Origin of the sequence: Bradyrhizobium sp. SZCCHNRI1029 (assembly GCF_032487555.1) — a bacterium.
In the GTDB taxonomy this organism is placed as follows: Bacteria; Pseudomonadota; Alphaproteobacteria; order Rhizobiales; family Xanthobacteraceae; genus Bradyrhizobium.
In genome coordinates this window covers 421027-444126 of record NZ_JAUEUK010000007.1, presented here as the reverse complement: position 1 = coordinate 444126, position 23100 = coordinate 421027, and the positions used below count along the sequence as shown (strand labels likewise).

Below are 23100 nucleotides of genomic sequence, written 5' to 3'. Positions count from 1 at the left end.
GCGTCCCGCAGGATTGCGGGGCGCATCGCCTTGTCGGAGCGCGCCGTGCCAAATTCGCAGCATCCATAACCCGCATCTCGCGCCGACCGGATCCCCCTGCCGATGAAGCTGCCAAAATCCCTCAAGTCCGCGGCCAGTGCGGTCGTCTTCGTGGCCCTGTTCGCCGGCTATTACTGGTATGAGCATCGTCCCCATCACACCGCCGAGGAGCCGCCAATGCAGGCCCAGGTGCTGGTGACCAAGGCGGTGAAGGCCTGCTTCTCAGATCTCGTGCGCGTCACCGGCTTCGTCGTGGCCCGCCGCGAGGCGGTGGTCGGCGCCGATCAGGAAGGCTCGCGGGTCATCGACGTTCTGGTCAAGGAGGGCGACACCGTTACCGAGAACCAGGAGCTGGCGCGCCTGACGCCGTCACCGCCGCAGCCGGGAGCGCCGGCGGCGGCCGCGAACCGGCCCGTGTCGCTGCGTGCGCCGGCCGCAGGACTCGTCACCGAGGTCCGCACGATCGCCGGTGCGCCGGCCTCGCCGCAGGCCGGTCCGATGTTCCGCATCGCCGTGAACAACGAGCTGGAGCTCGACGCCGAAGTTCCGAGCGTTCATCTCCTGAAGCTCGGCACGGGCGCGCCGGTGCGCATCACTCGCGACAACCTACCTGACATTGTCGGCCGCCTGCGCGTAGTGGCGCCGCAGGTCGACCGGACCACCCAGCTGGGCCATGTGCGCATCGCGCTGACCAGCAATCCGTCGCTCAAGCCCGGCATGTTCGCGCGCGCCAATATCGATGCCCGGCGGAGCTGCGGCGTCGCCGTGCCCAATACGGCGATCGATCATCTCACCATCCAGGTCGTGAAGGGCAACACGATCGAGACCCGCCGGGTGCGGGTCGGCCTGGTGTCGGATACGTCGACTGAAATCCTCGACGGATTGACGGAGGGTGAAATCGTGGTGGCCGACGCCGGCAGCTCGCTGCACGATGGCGACCAGATCAAGACCATGTTTGCCGAAGACATCGATCGCACGCGGGTACGCTGATGGCACTGAACATTTCGGCATGGTCGATCAGGAACCCGCTGCCGTCGATCCTCTTCTCCATCATCCTGCTGATCCTGGGCTGGATGAGCTTCACCAAGCTCGCGGTCACCCGGCTGCCGAACGCCGACATTCCGGTGATCTCGGTCGCGGTGGCGCAGTTCGGCGCGGCGCCGTCGGAGCTTGAATCCCAGGTCACCAAGATCATCGAGGACGGCGTCTCCGGCGTCGAGGGCGCGCGCCACATCCAGTCGCTGATCACCGACGGCCTGTCGGTGACGACGATTACGTTCGCGCTCGAGACCAACACCGATCGCGCCATCAACGACGTCAAGGACGCGGTCACCCGGGTCCGTTCCGACCTGCCGCAGAACGTCACCGAGCCGCTGATCTCGCGCGTCGACAAGATCGGCCTGCCGATCGTCACCTATGCGGCGATCTCACCGGGCAAGACCCCGGAGCAGCTGTCGTTCTTCGTCGACGACGTGGTCAAGCGCGAGCTGCAGGGCGTGCGCGGCGTCAGCCAGGTCGAGCGCATCGGCGGCGTCGAGCGCGAGATTCTGGTCTCGCTCGATCCCGACCGGCTGCAGGCCATGGGTCTCACCGCCGTCAATGTCAGCCAGAGTCTGCGCGGCACCAATGTCGACGTCGCCGGCGGCCGCGCCGAGATCGGCAAGAACGACCAGGCGATCCGCACGCTTGCCGGCGCCAAGACGCTGAACGAGCTGTCCAACACGATGATTCCCTTGTTCGGCGGCGGCGAGGTCCGGCTCGCCGATCTCGGGACGGTCACCGACACGATTGCCGATCGGCGCACCTTTGCGCGCTTCAACGGCGAGCCGGTGGTCGCGCTCGGCATCAAGCGCGCCAAGGGCGCCAGCGACGTGGTCGTCGCCGCCGCGGTCCAGAAGCGCATCGACCAGGTCAGAGCCGCCCATCCCGATGTCGAGCTGAAGCTGATCGATACGTCGGTCGATTTCACCAAGGGCAATTACGAAGCGGCGATCTCGACCCTGTTCGAGGGCGCGATCCTGGCCGTCATCATCGTGCTCTTGTTCCTGCGCGACTTCAGGGCCACGGTGATCGCGGCGATCTCGCTACCGCTGTCGATCTTTCCGGCCTTCTGGGCGATGGATATTCTCGGCTTCTCGCTGAACATGGTGTCGTTCCTGGCGATCACGTTGTCGACCGGTATTCTCGTCGACGACGCCATCGTCGAGATCGAGAACATCGTGCGCCACATGCGGATGGGGAAGTCGCCCTATCGCGCGGCGCTCGATGCCGCCGACGAGATCGGGCTCGCGGTCATCGCGATCAGCCTCACCATCATCGCGATCTTTGCGCCGGCGAGCTTCATGTCCGGCATCGCCGGACAGTTCTTCAAGCAGTTCGGCATCACCGTCTCGGTGCAGGTGTTCTTCTCGCTGCTGGCGGCGCGCTTCGTCACGCCGATGCTGGCGGCCTACTTCCTCAAGGACCACAAGCACGACGATCCGCCGCCGGGGTTCATCCTGCGTGCCTATCAGCGCATCGTGACCTGGTCGGTAAAGCACTACTTCGTCACGGTGCTGCTCGGCATCGGGATCTTCGCTGCCTCGATCTGGAGCACGACGCTGCTGTCGCAAGGGTTCTTGCCGGCGCAGGACGCGGCGCGATCGCTGCTCGCGATCGAGCTGCCGCCAGGCGCGCAGCTCGCCTACACCGAGAAGGTCACCGAGGACATCGTCGCGCGCCTGCGCAAGCGGCCCGAGGTCCGCAGCGTGTTCGTCGACGGCGGCCGGCTTCAGGGCGCGATGGAGGTTCGTCGCGCCGGAATGATCGTCAACTACACGCCGAAGACCGAGCGCAAGATCACCCAGAAAGAGCTCGAGCTCGAGATGACCAAGGATCTCGAAACCATTCCGGACATCCGTTTCTGGTTCACCGACGAAAATGGTCTGCGCCCGATCAAGCTGGTGCTGACGGGCTCGGATCCCAAGCTGGTCGACAACGTTGCGAGCGAGCTCGCCTCGCAGATGAAGCGGATTCCGATCATCTCCAACGTGGTGTCGGACACTTCGCTCGACCGGCCGGAGTTGCGGGTGCAGCCGCGCGCGGATCTGGCGGCACGTCTGGGCGTGTCGACCGAAAGCCTGTCGCAGACGATCCGCGTCGCCACGATCGGAGATGTTGGACCTGCGCTGGCGAAGTATGACGCCGGCGGCCGGCTGGTCCCGATCCGGGTACAACTCGAGGACGCGGCGCGCAGCGACGTGAAGATCCTCGAACAGTTGCGGGTGCCGCTCGGGCAGTACGGCGAAAAAGGCGGCGTGCCGCTGGCCGTCGTCGCCGACATCAAGCTCGACCAGGGCCCGACCAGCATCAGTCGCTACGATCGCGGGCGGCAGGCCACCGTCGCCGCCGACCTCGTCGGACTTGCGGCGCTCGGCGATGCAACCAAGCAGATCGACGAGCTGCCGGTCAGAAAGAGCATGCCGGCCAGCGTCAAGCTGATCCCGTCCGATGATGCCGAAAGCTTGAACGAGCTGGCGTCGGGCTTCATCACGGCGATCACGGCGGGCCTGATGATCGTCTACGCCGTGCTGGTGCTGCTGTTCGGCACCTTCCTGCAGCCGATCACGATCCTGTTCTCGCTGCCGTTGTCGATCGGCGGTGCGATCGCCGCGCTGATGCTGACGGGCAAGCAGCTCACCATCCCCGTCTATATCGGCATGATGATGCTCATGGGCATCGTCACCAAGAACGCGATCATGCTGGTCGAGTTCGCGGTCGAGGCGATCCATGCCGGCGTCAGGCGTGACGAGGCGATCATCGATGCCGGCATGAAGCGGGCCCGTCCGATCGTGATGACCACGATCGCGATGGTCGCCGGCATGATGCCGAGCGCGCTCGCGGTCGGTGCCGGCGGCGAATTCCGCTCGCCGATGGCGCTCGCGGTGATCGGCGGGCTGGTGTTCTCGACCGTGCTGTCGCTGTTGTTCGTGCCGGCGATGTTCCTGGTGATGGACGATGTCGGCGCGTTGTTCGCCCGCCTTGGCCGCAAGCTGATCGTCTCTTCCGGCGATGCCGCCGACGAGGCGCAGTCCGGCCATGGGCCGGAGGCGGCGCATCAGCCAAAGCCGCCGCCGTCGGCGATGTCGCCGGCTGCGGAATGAGATGACGTGCCGGAACGAGCTGTTTCAGTTCGCGGTCGAGGGCATGCGGCGGCGTGCGCTGAGATCGAGACCCCCGCTCGGGGCGCCGTCGACTGGCGCGGCGGTCTCAGGCGGCACGATCAGGGCAACGAAGCCCTGGCTGGCGCCTTCCAGGCCGAACAGCTTGGTCCGGAGCGTGAAATCGGCCCGCACCGAACGCCGCGCCTGCGCCGCCGCGGCTTGCATGCCGGAGATGCAGGAGATGTCGGTGTCGTAGCACAGCGCCGCCCAGCCCTGCGCAGTCAGCGCTTCGGACGGAGGTTGCAGCTCATGCGGGTGCACCAGCGCCATTTCATAGTGCGGATGGTCGGGACTGTAGAACGCTGCGGCAAAGGCGAGGCCGTCATCGCCGCCGACGGAGACAAGGGCGCCGTTCGATGCCGTCTGCCACAGGCGGTCCAGCTCGGTCACGGCCGGCTCGTAGAAGTTGCGGCCCTCGTTCAACGGAACGTAGTTCCGGTACACTGCATGGAGGGGCGCCACGACGGTGGCCGCGAATGCGGCGATCGCGATCGTCGCCACGGCGAGATTGATAGTGATGTCGCGGGGGGCGTGATAGCTCGCGCCACACACGATCACGATGACGAACAGGAAGACGCCCTGCAGGCCCCACAGCGGCGGCATGTCGGTGCCGAACACGATCGAGACCAGTGCGGGGAACACCACGGTCCCGATGCTGATCATCGCCAGCAGCCGGAGTCCGGAGTCGAGGCTGAGCGCATCGTTCAGCACGCGGGTGGGGCGAGGCCGCGTCATGGCGAGCCATATGAGGCCGGGGATACCGGCGATGCCGGCCATCGCCAACAGGAAGCCGCTGCCCTCGACCAGGGCGGCCACGGCGGTCTTGCCGACGTGATGCTCGATTGCATGCGAGAACGGCTGGGCGCCGGTCGTGGCCAGCCAATAGATATGAGGCGCCAGCGCGACCAGGCCGGACAGCGCCGCGATCCACGGCGCGGGCGAGGTGAAATAGGCCCGACGCTCGCCGTGGCACAACGCTGCGACCGCAAAGCTCGCGATCAGGAAGACCGAGTAGTACTTGCCGAGCATCGCGAGCGCCCCGGTCAGGCCGACCGCGATGGCCCAGCCGACGTGACGCGTCTCGAACGAGCGCAGGAAACACCAGGTCGCCAGCGGCCAGCTCGACAGCAGCACGGCGTTGGCGTTGAAGCGCTGCGCATGCAGTTGATAGACCGGCAGCAGCATGAGCAACAGCAGCACGACCAGCCGCTTGTCACCGCGCGCGAAACGCCGGGTGATGAGGTCGACGGCGAAGAGGCCGACGGCTGCGTTGGTCAGCGCCAGCAGGTTGAACGACCAGTTGGTCAGCGGAAACACGGTGGTCCAGGCCCACGCCGCCCAGCCCATCAGCGGCGGATGCTTGGTCGAACCCCAGTCGAAGCTGCGTCCAAGCGACCAGGTCTCGATCACGTCCTGGTGGAGATCGCCCCCGAGATAGGCGATCGAGAAATACACCATCCAGACCGCGACGAACCCGATGATCAAGGCCGGAACGGCCCAGCCGTCCTCCACGGCGTCGATCCAGACCGCGAGAGCTCTGCGCCAACGGCCAACAGAACCACTGGCCTCGATGGCGATTGCCGGCAACGCAAGACTCATGACGTCACTTCCAACCACGCTTGCCTGGCGCGCAAAGCTCCACCCCGCGCGCCGCCGCGCGCGAGCAAATGGAACTCTCCGCTGCCGGATTGAACCCTGTTAGAATTGTTAAAAAGAGTTCATGTCGCAAATTGTGAGGCGTGGTGGCCCAATTGCGATCATGTTTGGCCGATGCTGATACGAAACGATGCATGGCGGGCGGTTCCCGCCATGGACCGGACCCGCAATCGACAAATTTGCGGTGAGCGACGCTGCGCGCTCGGCCAATTAGTCGTTGCGTGCGATCGTGTTCAGCTTGGTCAGGTCATGCAGAAGGATGCGGCCGCGTTGCAGATCCAGGATCTTGTCCTTGCGCCAGGCCTGCAACTGGCGGTTCACGCTTTCACGCGCCGCGCCAACGAAGACGCCAAGCTGTTCCTGCGAGATATGAACCTCGGAGCCGAAATCCTCCGCCAGGGCGCACAGCCGGCGTGCCAGCCGGACCGGCAGCGGCTGCAGCACCGATTCCTCCATTCGCTCGCTCTGCCAGCGGATGCGCTGGCACAGCAGCTGAATGATCCTGATCGCCACCTTGGGCTCGCGTTCCAGGAAGCTGAGGAAATCCTCGCGGCGAAGCACGAACAGTTCGGTCGCTTCACCGGCGGTGGCGTCGGCCGTGCGCTCCTGCCCGTCGAGCACGGCGACCTCGCCGAACAGATCGCCGGGCCCCATGAAGTTGAGCGTCAGCCGGCTGCCGTCGGTGGCACCGGTCTCGATGCGAATCTGGCCGCGCCGCACCCCGAACAGGGCATTGCCGGGGTCGCCCTTCTGGAACAGCACCTCGCCCGACGACAGATGCTGGGTGTGGCACAGGCTCGAGATTCGCTGCAGCTCGTCCGCGCCGAGGTCGGCGAACATCGGGTTCATCTTCAGAATGACCGCAAATTCGGCCTGCTTGCTCATCACTATACCTTCGGCAACGGTTCAAAGCCTCAGTTACAGAAACCCCCCGGGCGGAAGTGTGTCATAAGTCACATAATGACGCACGGGCTTCCGACTATTTTGGTCGCGCTGGGAGCGGTCTTCGTTCCGAGAAAATTTCGGATTGAACCGGGTCGGCATTGCCGCACGCTAACCCGTGGAGACCGCTCGCGCCTCGCGCTTGGGACATCGACATGAAGGCATTGAAGATCGCAGGCGGTTTGATTGGCGCCGTCATCGTCGTGCTGGCTCTGGCGCTGGCTTTTGGACTTCCGGCGAGCTTCCTCACGGTGGCCATCCAGGACCGCGTCGAGCGTGACACCGGCTATCGCCTGAGCATCGCCGGCTCGGCGAGCGTCAGCCTGTGGCCGTCGCTGCATGCGACCCTGACGGACATCACCCTGCAGGATCCGAAGGAGCGTGACGGCAACAATCGGCTGACGATCGGCAAGCTGCAGGCCGACGTGGCGCTGTCGAGCCTGTGGTCCGGCCGGCCCGACATCAGCGAGATCATCATCGACAAGCCCACACTTTATCTGCCGTTGCTGCGCGAACGGCTGCGGGACAATGGGCCCCGCAGCCGTGCCTCGGCGAAGCCGGAAGCGGCGCTTGCGGCCCGGATCGAACGGGTCACCGTCAGGGACGGCGCCGTCGTCCTCTCCAACCCGCGCGACCGCGTCGAGAATCGGCTCGAGGGCATCGGCGCGACGGCGTCTCTGTCCGATGGCAAGGTCAAGATCACGGGTACGGCCCGGGCCGGCGACCGTCCGGTGACCTTCGACCTCACAGCGGCCGCGCCCGCGCTGCCTATTGAGCGCCAGACGCTGCCGGTCGATTTCAAGATCGACATGGCTTCTGCATTCCGCGGGAGTCTTGCCGGCCGCGCCGACGTTCGGCTGAATGGCCCGGTGGTGATGATCAACGGCCTCAGCGGCACGCTTGGCGACGGCGATTTCAACGGCTGGGCCTCGGTCGATCTGGCGAGCAAGCCGCTGGTGAAGGTCGATCTCGACGTTCGCCGGCTCGACTTGGGAGCGCCTGCCGCGCAGGGCTCTGCCGGCGCGTCGGGATGGAGCACGGCGGCAATCGACTTGCGGGGTCTGAACTACGTCGATGCGCGCGTGAAGCTGTCGGCGACGGATGTCGTTCTCTCCGGGGCTCGCCTCGGTCCGCTCGATCTCGAAGCCTCGCTGGCCGGCGGCCTGCTGAAGGCGACCGTCGCCAATCTCGGCGCCTATGAGGGGCAGGCCAGTGGCGAGGTCGTGATCGACGCCTCCACGGGCAATCCGGCCTATGCGATGCACTGTGATCTCGTCGGCATCCGGGCGCTGCCGCTGCTCTCGAGCGTCGCCGGATTCGACAAGCTCGATGCGCGGATGCAGGGCAAGCTGGCCTTGCGCTCCAGCGGCGCCAGCCAGCAGGCTCTCATGAGCAACCTGAGCGGCTCGGCGTTCCTGCTGTTCCAGGACGGCGCGATCCGCGGCATCAACGTTGCGCAGATGATCCGCTCATTGACGTCCAATCCGCTGTCGGGATGGCAGGATTCGAAGGAACTGACGACCGATCTCACGCAGCTCTCGGCCTCGTTTCAGGTCGAGCGCGGGCAGGCCGCCACCAGTGACCTCAACTTGGTCGGACCGCTGGTCAAAGTCACCGGTACGGGGACGATCGATCTGGGGAATCGGGCGCTGGCGATGCGGGTCGAGCCGAAGCTCGTGATGACGACCGAGGGGCAGGGCCGCACCTCGGAGCCGATAGGCCTCGGGATTCCCGTCGTCATCGACGGCCCCTGGAGTCAGCCGCGCTTCTACCCCGACATGGCCGGCATCCTCGACAATCCGGATGCTGCCTACGCCAGGCTCAAGCAGATGGGCCAGGGCCTGTTCGGCAAGGACGGGGTCGGGCTGAACAATTTGATCAACGGCATCGGCGGCCTCATCGGAAATTCTGCGCCCACCGGTGCTGCTGGTCCGAACGGCGCGCCGTCAACGGCAGCCCCGAATGCGCAGGCCCCGGCGGCCGGCCAATCCGACCTGCTCGGCGGCGATCTCGGATCGGCGATCGGCAATCTGATTCAGCAAGGACTGCAGGCCGCGCAGCCGCCAGCCAAGAGCCGCGGCCGTACGCTGGTTGCGCCTCAGGACGGCGCTGTTTCTCGGCCTCCGGGCGACGACGGCCGGGGCGCGGCGGAGGCAGCTCCCGCCGAGCCCTTGCAGGAGGGTGTGCAGGACAGCCAGCCGATGAACGACGTTCTGAAGCGCATCTTCAATAGGTAATATATAGCCGCGATCGACCGAGCCCGCGGAGAATCTCCTCGAGCGGTGCATGCGATTCAGGACCAGCCGAGCAATAACGAGTTGGCGCGGGGCGCCGGCATGGTCGCCGCTGTGCATGCCATTCTGTGCTAAACGGGTGCCGGCGACGGACCGTCTCGCACCCGAGCGGTCCCGCCTCCAAAGTGTTGCTGCCGCGAGGACGGCAGCGGACGCGCTTGTCCGAGGCTGACCTCGGCGATGATGCGCGTGAGGGGTCCGGATGAACGAGGTCGAGAACAGAGGCTGGTCGTTGCGGCAGGGCCTGTTCGCCAAATACGTCGTGTCGCTGGTCGGGCTCGTCGTGTTCGTCCTGGCCGTGAATGGCGCGACCGAAACCTGGATCAGCTATCAGTCCACCAAGGCGAGCCTGACCGCCGCCATGGCCGAAAAGGCCAACGCCAGCGCCCGGCGGATCGATCAGGCGCTCTCGGATCTGCAGCGACAGATCAGCTGGGTGACGCGGGCGAGCGCCAATACGCTGGAGCTCCGCCGCGCCGACTATGTACAACTGCTGAGTCAGGCGCCGGCTGTGCGGCAGCTGTATCAGCTCGACGGCCAGGGCCGGGAACAGCTCCGCGTGTCGCGCACCTCGATCTCGTTTGCCTCGGGCAACGACTTGTCACGCGATCTGCGCTTCACCGACACCGTCACGCACGGAAGCAATTTCTCCGCCGTGACCTTCAAGGGCGCGCAGCCGATGATGTCGATCTCGGTCGCGCATTCCGGCTTCAATGCCGGTGTGACCGTGGCCGACATCGACCTCGACTTTCTCGAAGACTTCATGACCGAGGCGCAGATCGGCAAGGTCGGCACCGCCTACGTGGTCGATCCGCGGGGCCAGGTGTTGGCGAGCTCGGCGAGGGGACCGGCGGTCGGTCAGGACCTCTCCAAGCTGCCGCAGGTCGCGGCGGTGCTCACGCCGGATGGCGAGCCGCTGGCCTCCGGCACCGACGGCGAGGGGCACGCGGTGCTCTCGGCGGCCGCGACGCTGCCCAAGCTCGGCTGGGCCGTGTTCTTCGAGCAGTCCACGGCTCACGCGCTGGCGCCGATCCGCGATCAGCTGTTGCGCGGTGCGCTGTTGATCGCGCTCGGCCTTGCGGTTGCGATCCTCGCGGGCTCGGTGCTGGCGCGACGCATGCTCATCCCGATCACCGCGTTGCGCGCCGGCGCGCGCAAGCTCGGCGCCGGCGATTTCGCCCAGCGCATCGAGGTGAGGACGCATGACGAACTGGAGGAGCTCGCCGATCAGTTCAACAGCATGGCCGGCCAGCTCGCGCAGTCCTATGCCGTGCTGGAAGCCAAGGTCGAGGAACGCACGCGGGATCTGGCCCAGTCGATCAATGAGCTGAAGGTGCTCGAGGAGGTTGGCCGCGCGGTGGCCTCCTCGCTCGATCTCAATGCGGTGCTGCCGACGGTGGCGGCCCGGGCGCTGGAGATCACCAAGACCGACGCCGTGCTGATCTATTCCTATGAGGCCGCCGAACGCCGCTTCAGGCTGGTGGAGGCCAAGGGCGTCGACCGGGACGGCCCGCACAATGTGCTGGACGAGCGGACGAGCCTGCTCTCCGACTCCGTGCGCAGCGGCGAGCCGATCGCGATCGCCGAGCTGGAAAACGCGCCCGATCACCCGCTGCGCGACGTCGCGGTCGCCGCCGGCTTTCACGCCGTGCTGTTCACGCCGCTGGTCGATCAGCAGGGCGTGCTCGGCGCGCTCGTGGTGCTCCGCCGGTCGGCCGGTACGTTCCCGCCGAACCTGATCGGACTGATGCGAACGTTCGCCAACCAGGCCGTGCTGGCGATGCGCAACGCACGACTGTTCACCGAGGTCGATCAGAAGGGCCGCGAGCTGGCGCTGACCCACGCGACGGTGCAGCAGCAGGCCGAAAAGCTCACCGAGCAGACCGAGCAGCTGCGCGAATGGAACAAGTCGCTCGAGGAGCGCGTCGAGAAGCAACTGGCGGAGATCGAGCGGATCAGGCGGCTGGAGCGCTTCCTGGCGCCGCAGGTGGCGCAGATCATCGCGTCGTCGGACGGCCATGATGCGCTGCTGGAAAGCCACCGCCGCGAGGTCACGGTGGTGTTCTGCGATCTGCGCGGCTTCACAGCGTTTACCGAGACGACCGAGCCCGAAGAGGCGATGAACGTGCTCCGTGAATATCACGCCGCGCTGGGCAAGCTCATCTTCAAATATGAGGGCACGCTCGATCGCTATGCCGGCGACGGCGTGATGATCCTGTTCAATGCGCCAATCCCGTTCGAGGACCACACGACGCGCGCGGTGAAGATGGCGCTCGAAATGCGCGACGAGATCGGCCAATTGACGGAGCGCTGGAAAAATCGCGGCCACAGCCTGGGGTTCGGCGTCGGCATCGCACTGGGATATGCGACGCTCGGCCAGGTCGGCTTCGAGCACCGGCTCGAATACGCCGCGATCGGCAGCGTCACCAATCTCGCCTCGCGGCTGTGCGACGAGGCCAAGGCAGGCCAAGTGATCGTGTCGCGCCGGGTGTTCGGCGTCGTCGAACAGTCGGTCGATGCCAGGCCGATCGATGACCTGCATCTCAAGGGCTTCAATCACCCGGTGCTGGCGATGGAGATCTTGCGCTGGCGGGGGGAGGGCGCCGACGTGGTCGAAGTCGAGGAGCGGCGGCGATCGTCGGCGACTAACAAGTAGGGCCGGCAAAGGCGCGTGGCGCCTTGCTCGTCGTCGACGGCAGTCTCGCGCGCCCCCGTGCCCATCGCTGTCATTTGACGAAGGATGGTGGGCACCGGTCGCCTTCGGCGCTTTACCCACCCGACGAAGCTCGGCTCAATAGGCCTGCTTCGCATCGGCCTCCTCGCTGGTCTGGATCAGATCGAGGCTTGCCTCGATCTTGCCGATCAGGCGGTCGAACGTCTTGCGCTCGTCGGCGGACAGGCATGCCATGATTTCGCGCTCGCGCTGCTGCAAACGCGGGATCAGCTCCTCGTACAGCGTCTTGCCCTTACGTGTCAGGCGCAGACGGAACTCGCGGCGATCCTCGGCGTTCTCGACGCGCTCGATCAGCCGCCGCTCCAGCAACGACGTCACGGCCCGGCTGATGGTCGATTTGTGCGTGCGGGTGCACGCTGCGACATATTGCGCGCTGCAGGCCTCGCGGCGGAAGCCGAGCGTCGCCAGCACGCGCCATTCCGGAATGTCGAGCCCGTAGCGCTCCCGATATTCGACGGCGAGCGCCGCGCTGACCTCGGCGGCCAGACGGTTGAGCCGGAATGGCGCGAACTTGAACAGGTCGAGCCGCTCGTCGTCCTGCGGCACTGCGGCATTTCGGTCATCCTCGACCGGCTTCGCCTGCCGCCTGGACGCCGCGGTAGATGGCTTCGCCAAGATCGCGCTCCGATTTTTGAGTTGACGCGGCCGAAGCCGTCGGCTTTAGAATAGTTGCAGGTGAGACTATCTGGCAAGACGGCCAGATGCCTCGCCCGAGGAAATGTCGGTCGCTTCGAAAGTCGTCGCTTCGAAAGTCCAAGAAAACCACAAGGCGAGCAAGCCATGGTGCAGGCCAATCCGGGGCAGGGCGCGAGCCAGGCGAAGGTTCAGTTCGGCTATCATCGGCACGAAGACCAGGATCAGGCCACGCCGGCCGCGCATCCGGTCGTCGTCGTGGGTGCGGGTCCCGTCGGGCTGTCGTTTGCCATCGATCTTGCGCAGCGCGGCCATGCGGTCGTGGTGCTCGATGATGCCGACCGGATCGGCGAGGGCTCGCGCGCGATCTGCTTCTCCAAGCGCTCGCTGGAATATTGGGATCGCCTCGGCGTTGGCGACCGGATGGTCGACAAGGGCGTGGTGTGGAACGTCGGCCGCATCTTTCACGGTCCGTCCGAGCTCTATCAGTTCAACCTGCTGCCGGAGCCCGGGCACAAGCGGCCGGCCTTCATCAACCTGCAGCAGTTCTACGCCGAGGCCTATCTGGTCGATCGCGTCAACGCGCTGCCGGCGATCTCGCTGCGCTGGCGCAACAAGGTCACCGCGCTCGAACAGCGCAACGATCATGTCGTGCTGACGATCGAGACGCCGGACGGCCCCTATCGGCTGTCGGCGCAATATGTGATCGCCTGCGACGGCGCGCGCTCGTCGCTGCGCCAGATGGTCGGCGCGGGTTTTTCCGGCAAGGTGTTCGAGGATCAGTTCCTGATCGCCGACGTCAGGATGACGGCCGAATTCCCCACCGAGCGCTGGTTCTGGTTCGATCCGCCGTTCCATGCCGGGCGCTCGGCGCTGTTGCACCGGCAGCCGGACAATGTCTGGCGCATCGACCTGCAGCTCAGCCGCTATGCCGATCCCAACGTCGAGAAGCAGCCGGAGAATGTGCGGCCCCGGATCGCGCGCATGCTCGGCCATGATCAGTTCGAATTCGAATGGATCTCGCTCTACAAATTCCAGTGCCGGCGCATGGAGCGCTTCATTCATGGTCGCGTCGTCTTCGCTGGCGATTCCGCCCATCAGGTCTCGCCGTTCGGCGCGCGCGGTGCCAATTCGGGGCTCGAGGATGCCGAGAATCTGGCCTGGAAGCTCGATCGCGTGCTGCGCGGAACCTCGCCCGCGACGCTGCTCGAAACCTACCATCTGGAGCGAAGCGCGGCCGCCGACGAAAACATTCGCGAATCCACGCGGGCGACGGATTTCATGGCGCCGAATTCGCACCAGGAAGCGCGGCTGCGCAAGGTGGTGCTCGCGCTCGCCAGGGACACCGAATTCGGCAAGCGCATGGTCAATGGCGGCCGGCTGTCGGTTCCCTCGGTCTACCAGACGCCGTTGTCGACCGAAGACGACGAGGCCTGGCACAGTGGCCCTCGTCCGGGAACATCGATGCCGGATGCGCCCCTCGAGACGGCAGACGGACGGCACCTTCACCTTACCGATGCATTCAATGCTCAGGGCCGGCGCTTCACCCTGCTGTCTTTTGCCAATGGTGAGGCGATCGATGTACCCGACGATGTCGGTGTCGTCAGCATCGGCGGTCCGAATGGACTTGCCGATAGCGAGGGCTTCGCGGGCAGGCGTTACGGTGCCGAACCCGGCACCTCCTATCTGCTGCGTCCGGATGGCTATGTCGCGGCGCGCTTCCGCCACCCGCGCCGCGCCGCGATCGCGGCGGCGGTCGCCCGCGCCTCCGGCCTGAACTGAGGAAGCCGCAACGATGACGCTCTCGACCGCCTCCAATTTCGCCAAGCCCGACGATGCCTTCCGCGCCATTGTCGAAGCGCATCGGGGCCTCTCGGACCTCGAAAGCGCCGATCTCGATGCGGCATTGGTCCTGATCCTCGCCAATCACATCGGTGACATCGGTGTGCTGGGCGAGGCGATCGCGCTGGCGAAACGCAGCATGGCGGATGCCGGCCAACAGCAACAACAGCAGCAGCAATAGGCTGCTGCGCACACAAGGAATGAAGTGATGGCGAAGGGTTTCGCATCGACCACGGATCTCGCCGAGAAGAAGGTCACCTTCTCGGAGATCGGCCCGGATCTCTATGCTTTCACGGCGGAGGGCGATCCGAACTCTGCGGTGATCGTCGGCGACGACGGCTGCATCGTGTTCGACGCGCAGGCGACGCCGGCGATGGCCAACAAGGTGATCGAGCGGGTCAAGACCGTCACCGACAAGCCGATCAAATATGTCGTGCTGTCGCACTACCACGCCGTGCGCGTGCTCGGCGCCTCGGCCTATCATGCGCAGGGCATCGTCGCCTCGCAGGAGACGCACCGGCTGATCGTCGAGCGCGGCCAGCAGGATTGGGACTCCGAATACGGCCGTTTCCCGCGCCTGTTCCAGGACGCCGAGAGCATTCCCGGCCTGACCTGGCCGACCCTGACCTTCGAGGGCGAGATGACGATCCATCTCGGCAAGCGCGAGGTGCAGCTGATCCAACTCGGCGCGGGCCACACCTCCGGCGACATCGTCGCCTGGGTGCCGGACGCCGAGGTGATGTTCTCCGGCGATCTCATCGAATATCACTCGGCCTGTTATTGCGGCGATGCCTATTTGCGCGAATGGCCGTCGACCTTGAACGAGATCCGCGACTTCAATCCCAAGGCGATCGCGCCCGGTCGCGGCGATGCGCTGAAGGGCGAGGCCACCGTGCGCGAGGCGATCGCCATGACGCGCGACTTCGTCACGTCGCTGTATGGCGCGGCCGAGATGTCGGTCGCGAAGGGACGCAGCCTGAAGGAGTCGATGGCGGCGACGCGCGAGGTGATGGATCCGAAATTCTCGAGCTTCGCCATCTACGAGCACTGCCTGCCGTTCAACGTGTCGCGCGCCTATGACGAGGCCAGCGGCATCGACGATCCCGTGATCTGGACCGCCGAGCGCGACCGCGAGATGTGGGCCCGCCTGCAAGGAGAAGGATGATGAACGTCAACACATCGCCTGACCAGCTCAACCGCGCCACCGGGCAGGTGACGCCGGGCTACATGTCCGGCTTCGGCAATTCGTTCGAGACCGAGGCGCTGCCCGGCGCGCTGCCGATCGGGCGCAACTCGCCGCAGCGCTGCGCCTACGGGCTCTATGCCGAGCAACTCTCGGGTTCGCCGTTCACCGCGCCGCGCGGGTCCAACGAGCGCTCCTGGCTGTATCGCATCCGTCCGTCGGTGAAGCATTCCGGCCGCTTCGCCAAGGTCGATGCCGGGCTGTGGCGCACCGCGCCCTGCCACGAGCAGGAGATCACGGTGCAGCAACTGCGCTGGGATCCGACACCGTTGCCATCGGGCGATGTGACGTTCCTGCAGGGCGTGCAGACCATGACGACGGCCGGCGACGCCGCGACGCAGGCCGGCATGGCCGCGCATGTCTACGTCATCACCAAGTCGATGGTCGACCAGCATTTCTACAATGCCGACGGCGAGCTGATGTTCGTCCTGCAGCAGGGGCGCCTCAAGCTCGTCACCGAGTTCGGCCGCATCGATGCGGAGCCCGGCGAGATCGTCGTGATCCCGCGCGGCGTCAAGTTCCGGGTCGAGATCCCGGCGGGGCCGGCGCGCGGCTATCTCTGCGAGAACTATGGCGGCGCCTTCACGCTGCCGGAGCGCGGACCGATCGGCGCCAACTGCCTCGCCAATGCCCGCGACTTCCTGACGCCGGTCGCCTCCTACGAGGACAAGGACACCCCGACCGAGCTCTACGTCAAGTGGGGCGGCGCGCTGTTCAAGACCGAGCTCGAACATTCTCCGATCGACGTCGTCGCCTGGCACGGCAACTACGCGCCCTACAAATACGACCTGCGCACCTTCTCGCCGGTCGGCGCCATCGGCTTCGACCATCCCGATCCGTCCATCTTCACCGTGCTGACCTCGCCGTCGGAGACGGCCGGCACCGCCAACATCGACTTCGTGATCTTCCCCGAGCGCTGGATGGTGGCCGACAACACCTTCCGTCCGCCGTGGTATCACATGAACATCATGTCGGAGTTCATGGGGCTGATCTACGGCGTCTACGACGCCAAGCCGCAGGGCTTTGTGCCGGGTGGCATGAGCCTGCACAACTGCATGCTGCCGCACGGGCCGGATCGCGAGGCGTTCGATCACGCCAGCAATGGCGAGTTGAAGCCGGTCAAGCTCACAGGCACCATGGCCTTCATGTTCGAAACTCGCTTTCCCCAGCGCATCACGAAGCATGCGGCGGAGTCCGGCACCTTGCAGCCGGACTATGCCGATTGCTGGAACGGGCTCGAAAAGCGCTTCGATCCGAACCGGCCGTAGCCACGACCTCCGCCGTCATTCCGGGGCGCCGCGCAGCGGCGAGCCCGGAATCCATAACCACGATCGGCCGTGGGGATGCAAAGCTCGGCCACAACCACTGTGCCCCACACATCTGCCCGTTGCTATGGATTCCGGGCTCGCGCTGCGCGCGCCCCGGAATGACGAGCGGAGACATGGTCCGAACTCAGGAAGACAACTGTGCCCCACCCCAACGATCCCTCGCTCCGCTCCTTCATCCCGGTCGATCCGTCTTCCGACTTCCCGATCCAGAACCTGCCCTACGGCGTGTTCTCCGCCGCCGACTCGCCGAAGCCGCGCGTCGGCGTGGCGATCGGCGACGTCGTCCTCGACCTCGCGGTGCTCGAGGACGAAGGCCTGCTCGATCTGGCGCCGGCCTATGAGGTGTTCGCGCAATCCTCGCTGAATGCCTTCATGGCGCTCGGCCCCGCCGTGTGGTCGAAGACGCGGGCTGCGATCAGCGCCCTCTTGCGCCAGGACAATCCGCGGCTGCGCGACGACAAGCCGTTGCGTAGCCGGGCGCTGCTGCCGCGCTCCGACGTTACGCTGCATCTGCCGTTCCATGTCGCCGGCTACACGGATTTCTATTCGTCGAAGGAGCACGCCACCAATGTCGGCGTCATGTTCCGCGGCAAGGACAATGCGCTGCAGCCGAACTGGCTGCACATGCCGATCGGCTATAACGGCCGCGCGTCGACCGTGGTCGTGTCGGGCACCCGAGTGCGTCGGCCGCGCGGACAGCTGAAGCCGCCGGGCGCCGACGTGCCGAGCTTCGGTCCATGCAAGCGGCTCGATTTCGAGCTGGAGATGGGCGTCGTCATCGGCCAGTCCTCGCCGCTCGGCGAGATGCTGACCGAGGCGCAGGCGGGGGCGATGATCTTCGGCTTCGTGCTGCTCAACGACTGGAGCGCGCGCGACATCCAGCAATGGGAATATGTGCCCCTCGGCCCGTTCCAGGCCAAGGCGTTTGCGACGTCGATCAGCCCGTGGGTGGTGACGCGGGAGGCGCTGGAGCCGTTCCGCGTGTCGGGGCCAACGCAGGATCCAACGCCGCTGCCCTACCTGCAGCAGAAGGAGGCGCAGAACTACGATCTCTCCCTCGACGTGGCCTTGCGCGCCTCCGGCAGCAACGCCGCGCAGACCATCGCGCAGACCAATTTCAAGTACATGTACTGGTCGAGCGTGCAGCAGCTGATGCACCATGCCTCGTCCGGCTGTGCCATGAGTGTCGGCGATCTCCTGGGGAGCGGCACCATCTCCGGTCCGGAAAAGCACCAGCGCGGCAGCCTGCTGGAGATCAGTTGGAACGGCACCGAGCCGGTCGAGCTCGCCGGTGGCGTGAAGCGCTCGTTCTTGGAGGACGGTGACTCCCTCATCATGCACGGCTGGTGCCAGGGGCAGGGCTATCGCGTCGGCTTCGGCGAGGTCGAAGGCACGATCGTGGCGGCGGAGTAGGCGTCACTGCGAGCGTAGCGAAGCAATCCAGAGTCGTGTCCGCAGCCCTGGATTGCTTCGCTGCGCTCGCTATGACGAAGATCTAGCGGTCCTCTGGCATAACGTCCTTCACACCAGCCACGAATGCCGCAACGTCCTCCGCCGCATATTTCAGATGCACGCGCGTGTCGGACGGCCGTTGCTTCGTCACGCAAGCTCCCGACCGCCACTCGCGGCTGGGCCGGATCGGCCTGGGCGCAAAGCCGCCGCCGCAGTTCGGGCAGACATTGAACAGCTTGGTCTCGACGCAGTCGGCGCAGAACGTGCATTCGTAGGAGCAGATGCGCGCATCTGTTGCCGAGGGCGGCAGGTCCTTGTCGCAATATTCGCAATTGGGCCGAAGCTGCAGGGCCATGGTCGTCTCGCAGATCAGGGGACACGGTCACTGTCGCAAAAGCGCTGGCGATGTTGAAGGACGCATTTCCCTCGATTTGCGCCGCAGACGCTCAGTCGGTCGATAGCGAAGCCAGCGGCAGCTTCGCGCTCTCCTTGAGGCGGTCGAGCACGATCGAGGAGCGGACATGCGCCACGCTCTGGTGCGGCATCAGCACGTTGTTGACGATGTCGGACAAGCTCTTGAGATCGCGCAGCACCACCTTGAGCAGATAGTCGGAATCGCCGGTCAGCGCGTAGGCCTCCTGGATGTCGTCGACGCGGTTGACCAGCGTGCGAAACTTCTGCGCGTTGTCGGGCGAATGCGTCGCCAGGGTGATCTGGATGAAGGCAATCAGCTCGAAGCCGAGCGCCTGGCTGGCGAGCTGCGCGCGATACCCCGCGATCACGCCGTCCTGCTCCAGCCGCATCCGGCGCCGCGAGCACTGCGAGGCCGACAGGCCGGCGATGTCGGCCAGCTCCTGGTTTGTGAGCCGGCCGTCGTCCTGCAGCGCGGCCAGGATACGGAGATCGAAGCTGTCGACCGAAATCATGCGCCATTTCCTCTGGTCGTGCATGGATCGTGCATATCCAGGCGAAAATGACAATGGTTTGCATGCCCTGTGCGCGGAATTCGGGAGATGATCGGTCCATCAAGCTGAAGGAGCTTCCCCCGATGGGTCCATTTCCGCACGATGCGCCTCCTGCCACCATCTCCGCCGACAACCCGATGGGCACGGACGGCTTCGAGTTCGTCGAATATGCGCACCCCGAAGCAAGCGAGCTGCACGCGCTGTTCAAGCTGATGGGCTTCGCCGCGGTCGCGCGCCACAAGACCAAGGCGATCACGCTGTATCGCCAGGGCGACATCAACTATCTCGTCAACGAGGAGCCCGGCAGCCACGGCCACGACTTCGTCGCCGCGCACGGGCCGTGTGCGCCGTCGATGGCGTTCCGCGTCGTCGATGCGAAGAAGGCCTATGCGCGGGCGATCGCGCTCGGTGCCGAGCCGGCCGATCTGCCGCCGGCTCAGAAGACGCTCGACGTGCCCGCGCTCAAGGGCATCGGCGGCAGCCTGCTGTATCTGGTCGATCGCTACGGCGCCAAGGGCTCGGCCTATGATCTCGAATTCGAGTGGACCGGCGCGCGCGACCCGCGCCCCGCAGGCTCCGGCCTGTACTACATCGATCATCTGACCCACAATGTACATCGCGGCCGCATGGACGTCTGGGCCGGCTTCTACGAAAAACTGTTCAACTTCCGCCAGATCCGCTTCTTCGACATCGAGGGCCGCGCCTCTGGCCTGTTCTCGCGCGCGCTGACCAGCCCCGACGGCAAGATTCGGATTCCGATCAACGAGGATGCCGGCGATTCCGGGCAGATCGAGGAGTATCTCAAGATCTATCGCGGTGAAGGCATCCAGCACATTGCTTGCGGCGCCCGCGACATCTACGCCACCGTCGAGGGCCTGCGCGCATCAGGCCTGCCGTTCATGCCGTCGCCGCCCGACACCTATTTCGAGCGCATCGAGTCTCGCCTGCCCAAACATGGCGAGGACCTCGCCCGGCTGCAGAGAAACGGCATCCTGATCGATGGCGAAGGAGTCGTCGCCGGTGGTCACACCAAGGTGTTGCTGCAGATCTTCTCGGCCAATGCGGTCGGGCCGATCTTCTTCGAGTTCATCCAGCGCAAGGGCGACGACGGCTTTGGCGAAGGCAACTTCAAGGCGCTGTTCGAGTCGATCGAGGAAGACCAGATCCGCCGCGGCGTGCTGAAGGTGGAGGCGGCGGAGTAGGCGAAGGAAGCAGGCCGTCATTGCGGGAAGCGGAGCGACGAGCAATCCAGACTTCCGTCTGTCCCTGGAATGCTTGGCTTCGCTGGCAATGACGGCGTGATTGGAGGCAGTTTGCCGCCAAACTCTCAACTGTCGTTCCGGGCAAGCCCGACGGCGCGTAAGCGGCGTTGGGCACCGACTCGGGACCCATACCGCAGGGTGCGTCGATGAGGCACGGCGACAGATAATCGTCGTCTCAGGACGGCCGGTGGTTATGGGTCCCCGCGTTCGCGGGGACGACACTGAGATTGAGGCGACGGCGTAGCCAACTCGTTGACATCGGAACAGTCGAGCAGCGCTCGATCGGCGCTGCTGCAGCGATCGAGCTTTACCGCCCTGCCTGCCAAGCGCTTACCACAGCGCCGATCTCCGTCACCTCCGGCTCGCGGATATTCGACGGCGTCCGCGAGAACCTTGGCGCCGGCGCGGGCTGCGTCACGCCGTGCCGCTCGACGAACACGCCACGCGCGGCCATGTGCGCATGCTTCGGCGCCTCCGACATCGTCAGCACCGGCGCGAAGCAGATGTCGGTGCCCTCCATGATCGCGCACCATTCCTCGCGCGTCTTGCTCTTGAACACCGCGACCAGCTTCTCCTTCAGCGCCGGCCAGGCGCGCGGGTCCATCTGCGCGTCGAAGGCGGGATCGGAGAGGTCGGCATGCTGCCGCAGCAGCGCGTAGAACTGTGGCTCGATCGAGCCGATGGAGATGAAGTTGCCACAGGCGCATTCGTAGACGCCGTAGAAGTGCGCGCCGCCGTCGAGGAAGTTGCGCTCGCGCCCCTCGGTCCAGCGGCCCATCGCGGTGAGGTCGAAGAACATCGCGAGCAGCGAGGCCGCGCCGTCGCACATCGCGGTATCCACCACCTGCCCCTTACCGGACTTCGAGGCTTCGAGCAGTGCGGCAAGCACACCGACGACCAGATAGAGCGCGCCGCCGCCGAAATCCCCGACCAGGTTGAGCGGCGGCACCGGCCGCTCCCTGGGTCCGATCGCGGCCAGCGCGCCGGTAATCGAGATGTAGTTGATGTCGTGACCGGCCGCATGCGCCAGCGGTCCGTCCTGGCCCCAGCCGGTCATGCGGCCGTAGACGAGCCTCGGATTACGCGCGAGCACGACCTCGGGGCCGAGGCCGAGCCGCTCCATCACGCCGGGCCGGAAACCCTCGATCAGCGCGTCGGCACCGGCGAGCAGATCGAGCACCTGGGGGATGACCCCCTTGTCCTTGAGATCGAGCTCGATCACCTTGCGGCCGCGGCCGGCGACCGACTTCATGGTCTTGCGCGCACCGACGCGATCGAGCGTCACCACCTCCGCGCCCATGTCGGCCAGCAGCATACAGGCGAACGGACCCGGTCCAATGCCGGCGAACTCGACGATGCGGAAGCCCGCGAGCGGTCCGGTGGCGCGGGTCTCGGTCTGTGGTGCGGTCTTGTCGAGCACGTTTGTCTTGTCCCTGCGGTGCTTCGGCGCGTGATGAGGTCGATCGGACAAAGATGGTCGCCGTGACCTTCACCCTCCGCCTCTAGGGGAGGGTGGGTGTGCTTGGCTGCTGTCCGCATCAATCAAACATCATCACGCGCGCGATGCGTTTCCTGATCCTTTGATTGTCCCGCGTGCATCAGGCCAACGCAAGCGCGCCGTATGTCGCAAAGCAAAACGGCGCGCATCGCTGCGCGCCGCATGGAATTTGTCGTGCCGTTGCGCGGAATGATCCGCGTCGTGAGGTCAGCCCGCGGCTTGCACCGCGCGCTGCGCCATCACCTTCACCAGATTGGCACGGTAATCGGCGGAGCCGTGGATGTCGCTCAAGAGGCCTGACGCCGACACCGTGACCCCGTCGATCGCCGAGGCCGACCAGTTCGACTTCAGCGCCGCCTCGATCGCCGGCACCCGCATCACGCCGCTCTGCGAAGCGCCGGTGGCCGCAACGCGGACGTCGCCGCCCTTCGTCTTTGTGGCGAACACGCCAGTGAGCGCGAAACGCGACGCCGGGTGGCGCATCTTGGCGTAGCCGGCCTTTTCCGGCACCGGGAACGACACCTCTGTGATGATCTCGCCGTCCTCCAGCGCCGTCGTGAACAGGCCCTTGAAGAAATCATCCGCCGAGATCGACCGCTTGTTCGTCTTCACGGTGGCGCCGAGCGAGATCAGCGCCGCCGGGAAATCCGCCGCCGGATCGTTGTTCGCGATCGAGCCGCCAATCGTGCCGCGGGCGCGCACCGCGGGATCGCCGAGCACCGAGGTGAGATGGGCGATCGCGGGGATCGCCTTCTTCACATCGGCATTGGTCATGATGTCGTAGTAGGTCGTCGCGGCCTTGATGACGAGCGTGTCGCCCGACAACTGCACCCCGATCAGGTCCTTGATCTTGCCGATGTCGATGACATCGGACGGAGCAGCAAGGCGCTGCTTCATCACCGGGATCAAGGTGTGACCGCCGGCAAGGAACTTGGCTTCGCTGCCCTTGGCGAACAGCGCCGCCGCCTCGTCGACCGAGGAGGCACGATGATAAGTCGTCTGATACATGG

General features: G+C 65.7%; 17 protein-coding genes. 10 read left to right on the top strand and 7 right to left on the bottom strand.

The window, feature by feature from the left end; translation table 11 throughout:
- Window positions 1-102 precede the first annotated feature (102 nt).
- Both QW861_RS22075 and QW861_RS22070 read left to right on the top strand, forming a co-directional pair.
- Window positions 103-1029, top strand: a complete 927-nt coding sequence (locus tag QW861_RS22075) for an efflux RND transporter periplasmic adaptor subunit (RefSeq protein ID WP_315750750.1) — start codon at window positions 103-105, stop codon at window positions 1027-1029.
- Entirely contained in the window at window positions 1029-4181 is a 3153-nt protein-coding gene (locus QW861_RS22070) for an efflux RND transporter permease subunit (protein WP_316193485.1), read from the top strand. The genes QW861_RS22075 and QW861_RS22070 overlap by 1 nt, the downstream gene beginning before the upstream one ends.
- Before the next feature lie 24 nt (window positions 4182-4205).
- On the opposite strand, the gene QW861_RS22065 is transcribed toward QW861_RS22070, so the two are convergent.
- Both QW861_RS22065 and QW861_RS22060 read right to left on the bottom strand, forming a co-directional pair.
- Window positions 4206-5840 (bottom strand): glycosyltransferase family 39 protein, encoded by a 1635-nt coding sequence (locus QW861_RS22065; protein ID WP_316193484.1) that lies wholly within the window; start codon window positions 5838-5840, stop codon window positions 4206-4208.
- A gap of 267 nt (window positions 5841-6107) precedes the next feature.
- A complete protein-coding gene (locus QW861_RS22060; RefSeq protein ID WP_315717001.1) occupies window positions 6108-6782 on the bottom strand; it encodes a Crp/Fnr family transcriptional regulator in 675 nt (224 codons plus the stop codon).
- 212 nt (window positions 6783-6994) lie between these two features.
- Here QW861_RS22060 and QW861_RS22055 point away from each other — a divergent pair, with 212 nt between their 5' ends.
- Together QW861_RS22055 and QW861_RS22050 are read left to right on the top strand one after the other, a co-directional pair.
- The gene (locus tag QW861_RS22055; RefSeq protein ID WP_315750756.1) at window positions 6995-9076 is read left to right on the top strand and encodes an AsmA family protein; all 2082 of its coding nucleotides are present in this window, start codon (window positions 6995-6997) and stop codon (window positions 9074-9076) included.
- Between the two features lie 259 nt (window positions 9077-9335).
- A complete protein-coding gene (locus tag QW861_RS22050) occupies window positions 9336-11789 on the top strand; it encodes an adenylate/guanylate cyclase domain-containing protein (RefSeq protein WP_315750758.1) in 2454 nt (817 codons plus the stop codon).
- A gap of 135 nt (window positions 11790-11924) precedes the next feature.
- Here the strand turns inward: QW861_RS22050 and QW861_RS22045 are convergent, their stop codons facing one another.
- Window positions 11925-12482 carry a MarR family transcriptional regulator gene (locus QW861_RS22045; RefSeq protein ID WP_315750760.1) on the bottom strand — a complete coding sequence of 186 codons (558 nt, stop codon included), beginning with the start codon at window positions 12480-12482 and terminating at the stop codon, window positions 11925-11927.
- Between the two features lie 165 nt (window positions 12483-12647).
- Between QW861_RS22045 and QW861_RS22040 the strand changes: the two genes are divergently transcribed.
- The 5 genes from QW861_RS22040 to fahA all read left to right on the top strand — a co-directional run bounded on the left by QW861_RS22040 (window position 12648) and on the right by fahA (window position 18326).
- Window positions 12648-14282 (top strand): FAD-dependent oxidoreductase, encoded by a 1635-nt coding sequence (locus QW861_RS22040; protein WP_315750762.1) that lies wholly within the window; start codon window positions 12648-12650, stop codon window positions 14280-14282.
- 13 nt (window positions 14283-14295) lie between these two features.
- The gene (locus tag QW861_RS22035; protein WP_315750764.1) at window positions 14296-14523 is read left to right on the top strand and encodes a DUF2783 domain-containing protein; all 228 of its coding nucleotides are present in this window, start codon (window positions 14296-14298) and stop codon (window positions 14521-14523) included.
- 27 nt (window positions 14524-14550) lie between these two features.
- A complete protein-coding gene (locus QW861_RS22030) occupies window positions 14551-15507 on the top strand; it encodes an MBL fold metallo-hydrolase (RefSeq protein ID WP_315750766.1) in 957 nt (318 codons plus the stop codon).
- Window positions 15507-16853, top strand: a complete 1347-nt coding sequence (gene hmgA, locus QW861_RS22025) for a homogentisate 1,2-dioxygenase (protein WP_315750768.1) — start codon at window positions 15507-15509, stop codon at window positions 16851-16853. The genes QW861_RS22030 and hmgA overlap by 1 nt, the downstream gene beginning before the upstream one ends.
- 198 nt (window positions 16854-17051) lie before the next feature.
- Window positions 17052-18326: a fumarylacetoacetase gene (fahA, locus tag QW861_RS22020; protein WP_315750770.1), complete on the top strand. Its 1275-nt coding sequence runs from the start codon at window positions 17052-17054 to the stop codon at window positions 18324-18326.
- An 82-nt stretch (window positions 18327-18408) separates the two neighbouring features.
- Here fahA and QW861_RS22015 read toward each other — a convergent pair whose 3' ends face one another.
- Window positions 18409-18720, bottom strand: a complete 312-nt coding sequence (locus tag QW861_RS22015) for a DUF1272 domain-containing protein (RefSeq protein ID WP_315750772.1) — start codon at window positions 18718-18720, stop codon at window positions 18409-18411.
- Window positions 18721-18811: 91 nt separating this feature from the next.
- Window positions 18812-19291 (bottom strand): Lrp/AsnC family transcriptional regulator, encoded by a 480-nt coding sequence (locus tag QW861_RS22010; RefSeq protein WP_316172909.1) that lies wholly within the window; start codon window positions 19289-19291, stop codon window positions 18812-18814.
- A 122-nt stretch (window positions 19292-19413) separates the two neighbouring features.
- On the opposite strand from QW861_RS22010, the gene hppD reads away from it, so the two are divergent.
- On the top strand, window positions 19414-20532 hold the full coding sequence (gene hppD / locus QW861_RS22005; protein ID WP_316172908.1) for a 4-hydroxyphenylpyruvate dioxygenase: 1119 nt from the start codon (window positions 19414-19416) through the stop codon (window positions 20530-20532).
- 367 nt (window positions 20533-20899) lie between these two features.
- On the opposite strand, the gene QW861_RS22000 is transcribed toward hppD, so the two are convergent.
- Together QW861_RS22000 and QW861_RS21995 are read right to left on the bottom strand one after the other, a co-directional pair.
- Window positions 20900-22012 carry a CaiB/BaiF CoA-transferase family protein gene (locus QW861_RS22000; RefSeq protein ID WP_316172906.1) on the bottom strand — a complete coding sequence of 371 codons (1113 nt, stop codon included), beginning with the start codon at window positions 22010-22012 and terminating at the stop codon, window positions 20900-20902.
- 285 nt (window positions 22013-22297) lie between these two features.
- Window positions 22298-23098 (bottom strand): xanthine dehydrogenase family protein subunit M, encoded by an 801-nt coding sequence (locus QW861_RS21995; RefSeq protein WP_316172905.1) that lies wholly within the window; start codon window positions 23096-23098, stop codon window positions 22298-22300.
- Window positions 23099-23100: the final 2 nt, after the last annotated feature.